10 protein-coding genes are annotated in these 13,498 nt (G+C 71.4%); 4 read left to right on the top strand and 6 right to left on the bottom strand.

Annotated elements, in window-relative coordinates:
* Nucleotides 1-147 precede the first annotated feature (147 nt).
* Nucleotides 148-519 carry a hypothetical protein gene (locus AB0N80_RS10855; protein ID WP_363578741.1) on the top strand — a complete coding sequence of 124 codons (372 nt, stop codon included), beginning with the start codon at nucleotides 148-150 and terminating at the stop codon, nucleotides 517-519.
* A 145-nt stretch (nucleotides 520-664) separates the two neighbouring features.
* Here the strand turns inward: AB0N80_RS10855 and AB0N80_RS10850 are convergent, their stop codons facing one another.
* The 3 genes from AB0N80_RS10850 to AB0N80_RS10840 all read right to left on the bottom strand — a co-directional run bounded on the left by AB0N80_RS10850 (nucleotide 665) and on the right by AB0N80_RS10840 (nucleotide 3,306).
* Entirely contained in the window at nucleotides 665-1,000 is a 336-nt protein-coding gene (locus AB0N80_RS10850) for a thiamine-binding protein (protein WP_315993281.1), read from the bottom strand.
* A 75-nt stretch (nucleotides 1,001-1,075) separates the two neighbouring features.
* The gene (locus tag AB0N80_RS10845; protein WP_363578740.1) at nucleotides 1,076-2,383 is read right to left on the bottom strand and encodes a glycosyltransferase family 87 protein; all 1,308 of its coding nucleotides are present in this window, start codon (nucleotides 2,381-2,383) and stop codon (nucleotides 1,076-1,078) included.
* Nucleotides 2,384-2,457: 74 nt separating this feature from the next.
* On the bottom strand, nucleotides 2,458-3,306 hold the full coding sequence (locus AB0N80_RS10840; RefSeq protein ID WP_363578739.1) for an ADP/ATP-dependent (S)-NAD(P)H-hydrate dehydratase: 849 nt from the start codon (nucleotides 3,304-3,306) through the stop codon (nucleotides 2,458-2,460).
* Nucleotides 3,307-3,335: 29 nt separating this feature from the next.
* On the opposite strand from AB0N80_RS10840, the gene AB0N80_RS10835 reads away from it, so the two are divergent.
* A complete protein-coding gene (locus tag AB0N80_RS10835; protein WP_315993284.1) occupies nucleotides 3,336-4,394 on the top strand; it encodes an NADH:flavin oxidoreductase/NADH oxidase in 1,059 nt (352 codons plus the stop codon).
* A 211-nt stretch (nucleotides 4,395-4,605) separates the two neighbouring features.
* Here AB0N80_RS10835 and AB0N80_RS10830 read toward each other — a convergent pair whose 3' ends face one another.
* On the bottom strand, nucleotides 4,606-5,661 hold the full coding sequence (locus AB0N80_RS10830; RefSeq protein ID WP_315993285.1) for a hemolysin family protein: 1,056 nt from the start codon (nucleotides 5,659-5,661) through the stop codon (nucleotides 4,606-4,608).
* Nucleotides 5,658-7,001, bottom strand: coding sequence for a hemolysin family protein (locus tag AB0N80_RS10825; RefSeq protein WP_315993286.1), 1,344 nt, complete (start codon nucleotides 6,999-7,001; stop codon nucleotides 5,658-5,660). The genes AB0N80_RS10830 and AB0N80_RS10825 overlap by 4 nt, the downstream gene beginning before the upstream one ends.
* Nucleotides 7,002-7,157: 156 nt before the next feature.
* On the opposite strand from AB0N80_RS10825, the gene AB0N80_RS10820 reads away from it, so the two are divergent.
* Nucleotides 7,158-8,192 (top strand): glycoside hydrolase family 76 protein, encoded by a 1,035-nt coding sequence (locus AB0N80_RS10820; protein ID WP_363578738.1) that lies wholly within the window; start codon nucleotides 7,158-7,160, stop codon nucleotides 8,190-8,192.
* On the opposite strand, the gene AB0N80_RS10815 is transcribed toward AB0N80_RS10820, so the two are convergent.
* Nucleotides 8,182-9,642 (bottom strand): GuaB1 family IMP dehydrogenase-related protein, encoded by a 1,461-nt coding sequence (locus tag AB0N80_RS10815; protein WP_363578737.1) that lies wholly within the window; start codon nucleotides 9,640-9,642, stop codon nucleotides 8,182-8,184. The genes AB0N80_RS10820 and AB0N80_RS10815 overlap by 11 nt on opposite strands.
* 163 nt (nucleotides 9,643-9,805) lie before the next feature.
* On the opposite strand from AB0N80_RS10815, the gene AB0N80_RS10810 reads away from it, so the two are divergent.
* Complete coding sequence (locus tag AB0N80_RS10810) at nucleotides 9,806-13,495, top strand: multifunctional oxoglutarate decarboxylase/oxoglutarate dehydrogenase thiamine pyrophosphate-binding subunit/dihydrolipoyllysine-residue succinyltransferase subunit (protein WP_363578938.1); 3,690 nt, start codon at nucleotides 9,806-9,808, stop codon at nucleotides 13,493-13,495.
* Nucleotides 13,496-13,498: the final 3 nt, after the last annotated feature.

Raw genomic sequence — 13,498 nt, 5'->3', positions numbered from 1 at the left:
GTCCCCGACGTCACCGCGTGCCGACCACCCTTCCTCCCCGGATGACGGATCGGCCCCTCTCTCCCCCGTCACGGCGGCGACGGGATTTCACCCGCCTCGACCGTGGCACTCTCGAACCCCTCACCGCACAACGAGAGGATGCCGGAGATGACCGAACCACAGGTCTCGGTGCTGATCGGGACCTTCGCCGCCGCCGTCCTCGGCGGCATGACCTTGAGCACGAACCTCATCATGGGCTCGCTGACGAAGGTCATCGCCGCGAACACCGACCGCCTCGAGGCGCGCATCGATTCCCTGCGGCACGACACCGTCGCCGAGTCGCGCGTCACGCGCATCGAGCTCACCGCCAGGATCGACAGCATCGAGGCCGGACTCACCGCCAAGATCGACAGCGTCGAATCCGGACTCACCGCCAAGATCGACAGCGTCGAGAGCCGCCTGCGCGGCGACCGCGCGCGCATCGACGCCGACGTCGCCGCCATCACCAAGCGCATCGGGACCGACCCGCCCGCGATCTGAGGCAGGTCCCCCGAGACGGGCGAAGCCGACGGGGCCTGACGACGCGATCTCGTCGGCCGCGACGCTCCTCCGTCGCCGGGCGTCTGCGCACCGGGCGGGAGCATGCGCCGTTCCGTGCACGTCGGCGCGACCGGCGCGCCGCGGCTCAGTCCGCGCGGTCCTCCCGGCGCTCCAGGGCCTGTTCGAGCCGCTCGACCTTGCCCTCGATCTCGCCCGTGCGCCCCGGGCGGATATCGGCCTTGAGCACGAGCGACACCCGTGATCCGTAGGGCATCACGGCATCCGTCGCCGCTTTGACGACCGCGAACACCTCGTCCCACTCGCCCTCGACCTCGGTGAACATCGAGGTCGTGCGGTGCGGCAGACCGGACGCGCGCACCACGGCGACCGCTGCGGCCACGGCGTCGTGCACCGAGGCGTCGGGGTTCTCGGCGGCGGCGGTGCCGACACCGGAAGGGGCGACGGAGAAGGCGATGAGCATGCGTCGAGACTACGGCGCACCCCGACCGAGCGGAACCGGCGTGCTCCGGCCGGCCGCTCCGCCGTCTCCCGTGCCTCAGCGTCCCGTGGGCACCCGGGGCGGAACGGGGCGGCGACCCGTCACGATCTCCCGCAGGCCGGCGGGCGGCCGGACGCGACCGACGGGGACGCGCGCGACGCGCACGATGGCCCACACCAGCAGCACCAGGGCGAGGAGGTTGCGCACCTCGAGGACCACGACCGGGAAGGGGTTGGGGTGCGTCGCCATCAGCCCGTCGTAGAGCAGCGGGTACATCCACTGGGTCAGGCCGGCGATGACCAGGGTCAGGCCCGCGAAGCCGAACCACCGTCGGCGGTCGATCATGAGACCGAGCACGACCGGGGCGAACAGCCACACGTAGTACTGGGGCGAGCCGACCTTGTTCAGCGCGATGAAGGCCGTCACCAACGCCAGCGACAGCGGCGGGAAGAGCGTGAGGAACGTGGCGCCGTGACGCAGCTTCCAGACGCCCACGGCGGCCACGCCCACCATGGTCAGCAGCATGACCGGGGTCATGGCGGCGATGACCGCGTCGGCGCCCGGGCCGGTCACCTGGAAGGTCAACACGTCGCCGTCGTAGTAGACCTCGCTACCCGGGACGTAGAACGCCGAGAGGAACATGTAGAGCCCGCCGACGGGCGCCTCCATCTGGATGCCGCGCGAGGTCTGGTCTCCCACGAAGCCGAAGACGAAGGGGGCTCCGCCGAGCGCGACCACCGGGACGATGGTCGCCAGCGACACCGCCACCGCGCCCCAGACGAGGGCCAGGCGGCGGCGCACCACGACGAGACCCGCGGCGAGGATGGCCGCCGGCCACACCTTCATCCACACCGAGACCGACAGCAGGACGGAGGCCAGGAACGGGCGCCGCAGCATCCAGATCCCCCCGAGGATGGCGAAGGGCACGGTGATGCCGTCGATGCGGTAGATGCCGACGGGGCCGATGAGCAGGATCGCCGCCAGCCAGAACCACGCGGCCAGCACGCGACCGCGGGAGCGAACCGAACCGACGAGGACGACGAAGGCGATGAGGTTGAAGAGGGCGACGGTGATCGCCCAGGCCGGGGTGTAGCCGACCGCCCAGGCGAAGAGCCAGGCGAACGTCATCGGGAGGAAGGCGAGCTGCGGGTAGATCCACTTCTCGGTGATCCCGGGCCACTGCCAGGTGTCGCTGCGGGTGCAGGAGGTCACGTCGATCCCCCCGAACAGCGCGCAGCGCGACCACGGCTCGTACACCAGGTACACGTCGCCCATGGGTTCGTTGGGCTGCTGGTAGCCCAGCACCCCCACCACGACGTGCACGGCGACGAACGCGATCAACAGGGGAACGACACGCCTCAGCACCCCCCGATCCTAAGCGGGCGTCCCCACCGGCCCTGCCCCGCTCCTGCGCCCGCGCAGCGGGAGGGGGTCAACCGTTACGCGATCGAGTCCCGCAGCAGCTCAGAGATGACCCGCGGCACGGCCTCGGCGACGTCGAGCGCCGTGATCGGACCGCCCTCGCCGCCGATCGAGAGGGAGGCCAGCGCCCCGGCCCGCCCGTGCACCCAGGCGGCGGTCGCCGAGCACGCCGCGAGGTCGTCGATGCCGGTGCGCCCGGCCGCCACCGCGGACGCGGTGAGGGCGCCCAGCACTCCCCCCAGCACATCGCCGGTGCCCGCGGTCGCGAGCCACGGCGTCCCGGCCGACACCCGACGGGTCCAGCCTCCCGCCGCCGCGACCACGGTGACGGCGCCCTTCGACAGCACCACCCCGCCGAAGGCGTCGGCCGTCTCGCGAGCGACGCGCTCGCGGTCGTCGGTCGCGGCCTGCGGCAGCCCCAGCGCCTCCCGCAGCCGGTCGAGTTCGCGGGAATGGGGAGTCACGATCACCGGAGCGGTGGCGTCCGGCACCAGGTCGAGGGCGCCCGCGTCGACCACCACCGGCACCTCGCCGCGGAGGATGCCGCGCAACGCCGCGGTCTCGGCGGCGTCGCGCTCCGCGGCATCCGTCCCCGACCCCATCAGCCACGCCTGCACGCGACCATCGGCGGTCACGGTCTCGGGGCGACGCTGCAGGACGAGGTCCTGCGCGCGCTGCGGTCCGAGGTAGCGCACCATCCCGGTGCCCGTGCGCCAGGCCGCCTCGACCCCCAGCACCGCCGCTCCGGGATAGCGGGTCGACCCCGTGCGCACGCCGATGACTCCGCGGGAATACTTGTCGTCGTCCGCCGTTGGCCTCCGCAGTACGCGGGCGGCATCGTGTCCGTCCCAATCCTTCGCCGTCATGGCGTCACCCTAGAACGCAAAGGTCTTCCATGAGCGCCCTCTTCACTCCCCTGGCCATTCGCGGTATCGAGATGCGCAATCGCCTGTGGGTCTCGCCGATGTGCCAGTACAGCGCGGTGGAGGGCGTCCCGAACGACTGGCATCACGTTCACCTCGCGCAGTTCGCCGCGGGCGGGGCGGGGCTGGTGATCGCGGAGGCGACCGCGGTCTCCCCCGAGGGGCGAATCTCCCCCCAGGACGCCGGCCTGTGGACCGACGCTCAGGCCGAGGCGTGGCGGCCCATCGTCACGGCCCTCCGCGCCCGCGGAGCCGTCGCGGGCGTGCAGCTCGGCCATGCCGGTCGCAAGGCGTCGACGTCGGCGCCGCTCTCCGGCGCGCGCGGCTCGGTCTCGGTCGCCGACGGCGGATGGCGCACCGTCGCCCCCTCCGCCCTGGCCTACGCCGATTTCGCCGAGCCCGCGGCGCTCGATGCGGAGGGGGTCGAGAAGGTCGTGACCGACTTCGCGGATGCCGCCCGCCGGGCCGTCCACGCGGGATTCCAGGTGCTCGAGCTGCACGCGGCCCACGGCTACCTGCTGCACCAGTTCCTCTCGCCCCTCACCAACCACCGCGACGACGCCTACGGCGGCTCGTTCGAGAACCGCGCACGCCTGCTCGTCCGCGTGACCGAGGCCGTCCGCCGCGCCGCGCCCGAGGCCGCGGTCTTCGTGCGCTTCTCCGCCACCGACGCCGCCGAGGGCGGGTGGAGCGTCGACGACACCATCGCCGCGTCCCGACTCGTCGCCGCGGCCGGCGCCGATCTCATCGACGTCTCGAGCGGTGGGCTCGTCCCGCACCAGCACATCGTGCCCGGGCCCGGTTATCAGGTCGAGTACGCCGCGACCGTGCGCCGCGAAACGGGCCTGCTCGTCAGCGCGGTCGGCATGATCGACGATCCGGCCCTCGCCGAGAACGTCGTCGCCGACGGACGCGCCGACGCCGTGATGTCGGGCCGTGAGTGGCTGCGCGACCCGCACTACGCCCTGCGCGCGGCCGCCGCCCTGGGCGCGGACTCCCCCGCCCCCGCGCAGTACCTGCGCGCGTACTGAGCCGCATCCCGGTCCAGGTCACGGTTCTCGCCCGGATCACACGTCGCAACGGGTGCTCGCGGGATCTCGCGCCACGCCGCCCACTCGTTGCGACGGTTGCGCCGCAGCGCGTGATCTCGGTCGGTTCGTGCGCGTCGACTCCACCCGCCCTCACGCGAAGACACCGGATGCCACGCGGCCGCGGCCCGTGGCATCCGGTGTTCCGATGGGGTCAGACGAAGCGGCGACGCTCGGTGGCGTCCTGCACCTCGCCCACGAGCTCCTCGATGACGTCCTCGAGGAAGAGGACCGCCCGCACGTCTCCGGCCTCGTCGCGCACCTGGGCGAGGTGGCGCCCCGAGCGGCGCATGAGCGCCAGGGCGTCCTCGAGGTCGGTGGTCTCCAGCACCGACACCATGTGGTGCACGCGCTTGTTCGGGATCGGCCGTGCCATGTCGGCATCCGACCCCTCCGCCGCGCGCAGTACGTCCTTCAGATGCACGTAACCGGTGGGGATGCCGGACGCGTCGACGATCACATACCGGGAGTACCCGTGCTGCGCGACGGCCCGTTCGATCTCGGCGGGGGTCGTCGTCTCGGGAAGGGTCACCAGATCGGCCATCGGCACCGCGATGTCGGCTGCCTTCTTCTCCGTGAACTCGACCACCGCGGTCACCGTTCCGGCGGCGTCGTCGAGCACCCCCTCGCGACGCGACTGCGTCACGATCGTGGCGACCTCATCCAGCGTGTAGGTCGAGGCGGCCTCGTCCTTCGGCTCCACGCGGAACAGACGCAGCACGTGATTGGCCGTCCAGTTCAAGGCCACGATGATCGGGTGGAACGCCTTCGACACCGCCACCAGCGGCGGGGCGAGCATGAGCACCGCGCGGTCGGGCAGCGAGAACGCCAGGTTCTTCGGGACCATCTCGCCGAACACCACGTGCAGGTACGACACCAGCAGCAGCGCGACCACGAACCCGGCCACGTCGACCGCGGCCTCGGGAAGTCCGGTGAGACCAAGCGGACCCGCCAGCAGGTGGTGGATCGCCGGCTCCGACACGTTCAGGATCAACAGCGAGCAGATCGTGATGCCGAGCTGGCACGTCGCCAGCATCATGGTGGCGTGCTCCATGGCGTACAGCGCGGTCTTGGCCGCGCGCGACCCGCGGTCGGCGTGCGGCTCGATCTGCGAGCGGCGCGCGGAGATGACGGCGAACTCCGCGCCGACGAAGAAGGCGTTGGCCGCGAGGAGCACGACCAGCCAGGCGATTCCGGCCCAGTCGTTCATCGCTGATCACCGCCCTTCGCCGCTCGGACGAGATCGTCGATGTCGTGCTCCTCCGGCGTCGGCGTGAACTGCACCCTGTCGACCCGGCGACCGTCCATTCGCTGCACGGCGAGCACGCCGTCGTCGAGGTCGACCGTGTCGCCGACCGCGGGGATGCGCTCGAGGGCCGCCATGATGAATCCGCCCACGGTGTCGTAGACCTCGCCCTCGGGAACGCGGACGCCCGCGCGGTCGAGCACCTCGTCGGGCCGCAGGTCGCCGGGGAAGGTGACCGACGCGGCCGATCGCACGACGCCGGCGCGGGAGCGGTCGTGCTCGTCGAGCACCTCGCCGACGATCTCCTCCACGAGGTCCTCGAGGGTCACGACCCCCGCCGTCCCGCCGTACTCGTCGACGACGATCGCCATCTGGTAGCCGCGCGAGCGCAGCTCGGACACGAGCGTATCCAGGTGCACGGTCTCGGGCACGCGCAGCGGCTCGGTGGCGAGGGCGGCCACCGGCACGTCGGCGCGGCGGTCGCGCGGCACGCCGATCGCGGCTTTGAGGTGCACGACCCCGACGATGTCGTCCATCGACTCCCCGTAGACCGGGAATCGGCTGTGTCCCGTGCGTCGGGCGAGCTGCACGACGTCGTCGGCGGGGTCGCCCGCGGCGAGCGCGTGCACACTCGGCCGCGGCGTCATGACGTCGGCGGCGCTCAGGCGCGCGAAGGTGAGGCTGCGGTCGAGCAGCGAGGCGGTGTCCTTCTCGAGCATGCCCGCGCTGGCGGAACGCTTCACGAGGCTCGACAGTTCCTCGGCCGAACGGGCTCCCGACAGCTCCTCCTTCGGCTCGACGCCCATCGCGCGCAGCACGCCGTTCGCGCTGCCGTTGAGCACGAGGATCGCGGGCTTGAACACCGCGGTGAAGGCGACCTGGAACGGGATCACGAGCTTCGCCGTCTGCCGCGGGATCGCGAGGGCGAAGTTCTTGGGGACGAGCTCGCCCAGGATCATCGACAGCACGGTCGCGAAGCCGACGCCGATGACCGCGGCGAGCCCGACGACGAGCGCCTCGGGCAGACCCCACGTCTGGAAGGCCGGTCGGAGCAGGTTGGAGATGGCCGGTTCCATCGTGTAACCGGTGAGCAGCGTCGTCAGGGTGATCCCCAGCTGGGCGCTCGAGAGGTGGGTCGAGGTGATGCGCAACGCATCGATCGTGAGCGACAGGCGCGTCTCCCCGGCCGCGCGACGGGCCTCGAGGTCGGCGCGGTCGAGATTGACGAGGGCGAACTCGCTCGCGACGAAGAGTCCGGTCCCCACGGTGAGCAGGAGCCCCACGGCCAGCATGACGTAATCCATCAGGCATCACCCCCGCGCGGGCGTTCGGCGGGAGAGGGTCGTCGGGGCCTGGGTCTACAACTGGGAGGGTCGTCCATCGTGCCGTCGATTCTATGGCAGCGGGAGACCGACGGTACCCGTCTGCGCGAGACGGCCGACCTGGGGAGGATGGGAGACATGGATGCCACCTCCCCGGCGCAGTCGCGCGCCATGGCGGCCGAGTCCGCCGTCGTCCGCCGCTACGTCCACCGCTACGGCCCGCTGGCGTGGGCGCACGCCGCAACGCCGGGCGTGGACGGCGCGCGCACCTGGCACTACTGGTGGCACGCGCATCTGCTCGACGTCCTCCGCGACGCGCAGGAGCACCGCCCGGATCCGCGCCGGGCGCGCCTGCTGCGGGCGCTCCACCGCGGCGTCACCGTGCGCACGCTCGGTCGCTGGACGACGCCGTTCTACGACGATGTGGCGTGGATGACGCTCGCCCTGCAGCGCTACGACGCGCACGATCGGCGCCTCGACCGCCTCACCCGGCGGCTCGACGAGGCGATCGACCCGGCGGTGGGCGCCCTGCCCTGGGCCGTCGACAGCGCGCTGTACAACGCCCCCGCGAACGGTCCCGCGGCGATCGCGCTGGCGTCGTCCGCGCATCGCGGGTCGGCCGTCGATCTCGACGCGTGGGTCGCGGCGACCCTCGACGACCCCGCGACGGGGCTCGTGCGCGACGGGGTCGAGCACGGCGTCGTCCGCCCCGACCTGTGGACGTACAACCAGGGCGTCGCGATCGGAAGCGCCCTCGCCCTCGCCGAGGCGGCGCCCGACGCCGACGCCCGGGAGGCGCACGAGGCCCGGGCGGCCTCCCTCGTGCGTGCCGTCGCCCGGTGGTGCGCTCCCGATGACGACCTCTTCCCCGCGGCCGGGGGTGGCGACGGCGGCCTGTTCGCCGGCATCCTGGCCCGTTATCTCGCCGAGGCCGCGCTCTGGTTCGCCGACGACGCCTCGAGCGAGGCCCACCGGCCGGTCGCGGACGTCGCCCGCCGGCTCGTGCACCGCAACGCGGCGGCGTTGTGGGACGGCCGTCGGGGCGGGTCGTTCCCCGCCGACCCCCGACGGCCCGCGCGCGCGGCCGGCGACGATCTCGATCTGTCGGTCCAGGTCGGCGCCTGGATCACGCTCGAGGCCGAGGTCGCCCTCGAGCGGGCGCTCACCAGCTGACCGGGAGCGCCTTGCCCTCCTCGTAGCCGGCGGCCGACTGCAGGCCCACCCGGGCGCGCTCGTGGAACTGGGCGACCGTGGCCGCGCCCGCGTAGGTGAAGGAGGAGCGCACGCCGGAGGTGATCATGTCGAGGAGGTCCTCCAGGCCCGGCCGCTGCGGGTCGAGGTAGATGCGCGACGACGAGATGCCCTCGGCGAACAGCTCCTTGCGCGCCCGTTCGAACGGGTCGAGACGACCGAAGCGCCCCTGCACCGCCTTGGTGGAGGCCATGCCCCACGACTCCTTGTAGAGCAGGCCCGCGTCGTCGGTGCGGAGAAGTCCCGGGGCTTCGATCGTGCCGGCGAACCACGACCCGATCATGACCGACGCCGCACCCGCGGCCAGCGCGAGGGCCACGTCACGGGGGTAGCGCACGCCGCCGTCGGCCCACACGTGCGCGCCCGCGCTGCGGGCCGCCTCCGCGGTCTCGAGCACGGCGGAGAACTGCGGGCGGCCGACCGCGGTCATCATGCGGGTCGTGCACATCGCCCCGGGGCCGACGCCGACCTTGAGGATGGTGGCCCCGGCGTCGGTCAGGTCGCGCACGCCCTCGGCGGTCACGACGTTGCCCGCGGCGATGGGGATGCCGAGCTCCAGCGCCGCGACCTCGCGCAACGCGCGGAGCATCTGCGCCTGGTGGCCGTGCGCGGTGTCGACCACGAGCACGTCGACGCCCGCGGCGGCCAGCGCCCGGGCTTTCGACGCGACGTCGCCGTTGACGCCGACGGCGGCCGCGACGATCAGGCGACCGGCGGCGTCCACCGCGGGACGGTAGACCGAGTCGCGGAGGGCGCTGCGACCCGACAGCGTGCCGACGACCCGATCGCCGTCCACGACGGGGACGATGTCGACGCCGGCGTGCTCGATCAGCGCGAAGACCTCGCGCGGGTCGCCGATGCGCTCGACCTCGACCACCGGTGCGTCGCTGCGGGCGATGTCGCCGAGCGTGGCATCCGGGAGCGCCGTCGCCAGACGCGGGGCCGGGACGATCCCGCGGAAGGCGGCGACGTCGACGACACCGTCCTCGCGCGCGTCGGCGACGACGATGCCCCGGCCGGGCACCGGGGGCAGCACGAGACGCGCATCGGCGACGGTCGCGGTCGGAGGCAGCACGAGGGGCGCGTCCCAGGCGACGGGCTGCGCCTTGACCCACTCGACCGCCTCGACCAGCTGCGGCAGCGCGAGGTCCTGCGGGAGCACGCCCAGACCGCCGCGACGCGCCAGGGTCGCGGCGAGGCGAGTTCCCGTCACGGAGTTCATGTTGGCCGACACGAGGGGGATCGTCGCGCCGCTGCCGTCACCCGGGGCCAGGTCGACGTCGAGGCGGCTGCGCACCTCCGAATGGCGGGGGACGAGGAAGACGTCCGAGTACGTCAGGTCGACATCGGGCTGCGCGCCGGAGAACTCCATGGCATCCACTCCATCACACGATCCGAAAGTAAAGGCCTCATCCAGGCCGAGGTCGTTCTCCCAACCTCGGCTAGGCTGGCAGATGCGTTGGACGCTCGGCGTCTTCGACGGCGACGTCGGCGCATCCACAGGAATCTTCATCGAGGAAAGCAGGCGATCGACTGTGTCGAGCCAGGTGACGGGCGTCGGTACTTCGAGCGAGGGCGAGTTCGGCGCGAACGAGTGGCTCGTAGACGAACTCTACGAACAGTTCAAAGTCGACAAGCACTCCGTAGACAAGGCCTGGTGGCCGATCCTGGAGGCGTACCACCCGGTCGTCGACGGATCCTCGGCCGCCGCTCCCCCGCCCGCCGCGCCGACTTCGGTGCCGGCGTCCGAGCCCAAGCCGGTGACGGCGCCGATCCCCGTGGTGGGACAGGCGCCCGTCGCCCGCACCACGGCCAAGCCGGCCAAGCCGCAGCCGATCCCGGCGCAGGCCCCGAACGCCGTTCCCTCGGCGGGCTCCGAGAGCACCGAGGAAGACCGCGTGACGGTGCTGAAGGGGATGCCGAAGGCGCTGGCATCCAACATGGACGACTCGCTCACGGTCCCCACCGCGACGAGCGTGCGCACCATCCCCGCGAAGCTGATGATCGACAACCGCATCGTCATCAACAACCACATGTCGCGCACGCGCGGCGGCAAGGTCAGCTTCACGCACCTCATCGGCTGGGCGCTCATCCAGGCGCTCAAGGAGTTCCCGAGCCAGAACGTCTACTACGCCGAGATCGACGGCAAGCCGTCCGTCGTGGCACCCGCGCACGTCAACCTGGGCATCGCCATCGACATGCCCAAGCCCGACGGATCCCGCGCGCTCCTGGTGCCGAGCATCAAGCGCGCCGACACCCTGACGTTCGGGGAGTTCCTCGCGTCCTACGAAGACCTCGTGCGCCGCGCCCGCGGCAACAAGCTGACCCCGGCCGACTTCCAGGGCACCACGGTCTCGCTGACCAACCCCGGCGGTATCGGCACTGTCCACTCGGTCCCGCGCCTCATGCGCGGACAGGGCGCGATCATCGGCGCCGGCGCCCTCGACTACCCCGCGGAGTTCCAGGGCGCGAGCGAGAAGACGCTCAACGAGCTGGCGATCGGCAAGACGATCACCCTCACCAGCACCTACGACCACCGTGTCATCCAGGGTGCGGGCTCGGGCGAATTCCTCAAGAAGGTGCACGAGCTGCTGATCGGCCAGCGCGGCTTCTACGACGACATCTTCGCCGCCCTGCGCATCCCGTACGCGCCCATCCACTGGGCCGCCGACATCAGCGTCGACATCTCCGAGCGCATCGACAAGAGCGCCCGCGTGCAGGAGCTCATCAACTCCTACCGCGTGCGCGGCCACCTCATGGCCGACATCGACCCGCTCGAGTACGTCCAGCGCACCCACCCCGACCTCGAGATCGAGTCGCACGGGCTGACCTTCTGGGACCTCGACCGCGAGTTCGTCACCGGCGGCCTCGGCAACAAGCGGGTCGCGAAGCTGCGCGACATCCTCGGCGTGCTGCGCGACTCCTACTGCCGCACCATGGGCGTGGAGTACATGCACATCCAGGACCCGGCGCAGCGCCAGTGGTTCCAGCGCAACATCGAGGTCAAGTACACCAAGCCCGGTCACGACGAGCAGCTGCGCATCCTCTCCAAGCTCAACCAGGCCGAGGCCTTCGAGACCTTCCTGCAGACGAAGTACGTCGGCCAGAAGCGCTTCAGCCTCGAGGGCGGCGAGTCGCTCATCCCCCTGCTCGACCAGATCCTGCAGGGCGCCGCCTCGGCCGGTCTCGACGGCGCCGCCATAGGCATGGCGCACCGCGGTCGCCTCAACGTTCTCACCAACATCGCGGGCAAGACCTACGGTCATGTGTTCCGCGAGTTCGAGGGCGCCGTGGCCGTGGGCAGCAAGCGCGGCTCGGGCGACGTGAAATACCACCTCGGCACCGAGGGCACCTTCGTCGGCGACGCCGGCGACGAGCTCCCCGTGTACCTGGCGGCCAACCCCTCCCACCTCGAGACCGTCGACGGCGTGCTCGAGGGCATCGTGCGCGCCAAGCAGGACCGCAAGCCCATCGGCACCTTCTCGTGGCTGCCCATCCTCGTGCACGGCGACGCCGCGTTCGCGGGTCAGGGCGTCGTGGTCGAGACGCTGCAGATGTCTCAGCTGCGCGGCTACCGCACGGGCGGCACGATCCACGTCGTCGTCAACAACCAGGTCGGCTTCACCACCACGCCCACCGATGCGCGCACCTCCGTGTACGCCACCGACGTCGCCAAGACCATCCAGGCCCCGATCCTGCACGTCAACGGCGACGACCCCGAGGCCGTCGTGCGCGCCGCGGAACTGGCGTTCCTGTACCGCGAGGAGTTCCACCGCGACATCGTCATCGACCTCGTCTGCTACCGCCGACGCGGTCACAACGAGGGCGACGACCCCTCGATGACGCAGCCGCTGATGACGAACCTCATCGAGGCCAAGCGCTCGGTGCGCCGTCTGTACACCGAGTCGCTCGTCGGCCGCGGTGACATCACCGAAGACGAGTACGAGCAGGCGAAGCAGGACTTCCAGAGCCGTCTCGAGGTCGCTTTCGCGGACACGCACGAGGCCGAGACCGGGACCAACCCGGTCGTCACCACCGACGCGGCCGACGAGCCCGCCGTCGGCGCCCCCGAGACCACCGGCGTCTCGCGTGAGGTCGTGCAGCACATCGGCGACGCCTTCGTGAACAAGCCCGACGGCTTCACCGTGCACACGAAGCTCCAGCAGCTGCTCGACAAGCGCCTCGACATGAGCCGCAACGGCAACATCGACTGGGCCTTCGGCGAGCTGCTCGCCTTCGGCTCCGTGCTGATGGAGGGCACCCCGGTGCGTCTCGCCGGTCAGGACTCGCGCCGCGGCACGTTCGTGCAGCGTCACTCGGTGCTGCACGATCGCGACAACGGCCAGGAATGGCTGCCGCTCGCAAACCTCAGCGAGAACCAGGGGCGCTTCTGGGTCTACGACTCGCTTCTGAGCGAGTACGCCGCCATGGCGTTCGAGTACGGCTACTCGGTCGAGCGCTCCGACGCACTGGTGCTGTGGGAAGCCCAGTTCGGCGACTTCGCCAACGGCGCGCAGTCGGTCATCGACGAGTTCATCTCGTCGGCCGACCAGAAGTGGGCGCAGCAGTCGAGCGTCGTGCTGCTGCTCCCCCACGGCTACGAGGGACAGGGCCCCGACCACTCCTCGGCCCGCATCGAGCGGTACCTGCAGATGTGCGCGCAGGACAACATGATCGTCGCGCGTCCCTCCACCCCGGCGTCGTACTTCCACCTGCTGCGCCGCCAGGCCTACCAGCGTCCGCGTCGCCCGCTCGTGGTGTTCACGCCCAAGGCGATGCTGCGTCTGCGCGGGGCGACCAGCCCGGTCGAGGACTTCCTCGAGGGCCGGTTCGAGCCCGTGCTCGACGACGACCGCGGCATCGACCGCGGCGCCGTGAAGCGTGTGCTCCTGCACGCCGGCAAGATCCACTGGGACCTGCGCGCGGAACTCGACAAGAACCCGAACCCGGAGATCGCCCTGGTGCGTCTCGAGCAGTACTACCCGGCACCGATCGAGGAGCTGACGCGTGTGGTCGCGCAGTACCCGAACGCCGAGCTGGTCTGGGTCCAGGACGAGCCCGAGAACCAGGGCGCGTGGCCGTTCATCGCGCTCGAGGTGGCCGACCAGCTCGACCGCCCCGTTCGTCGCATCTCGCGCGCCTCGGCGGCATCGACGGCGACCGGCTCGCCAAAGGTGCACGCCAGCGAGCACGCCGCGATCATGAAGGACGCGCTCTCGCGCTGACCT

The sequence above is a fragment of the Microbacterium sp. NPDC089188 genome, assembly GCF_040685155.1.
GTDB classification, from domain to species: Bacteria; Actinomycetota; Actinomycetes; order Actinomycetales; family Microbacteriaceae; genus Microbacterium; species Microbacterium galbum.
Note: the sequence above shows the minus strand (reverse complement) of the source record. Positions and strands in the feature narration are given on the sequence as shown.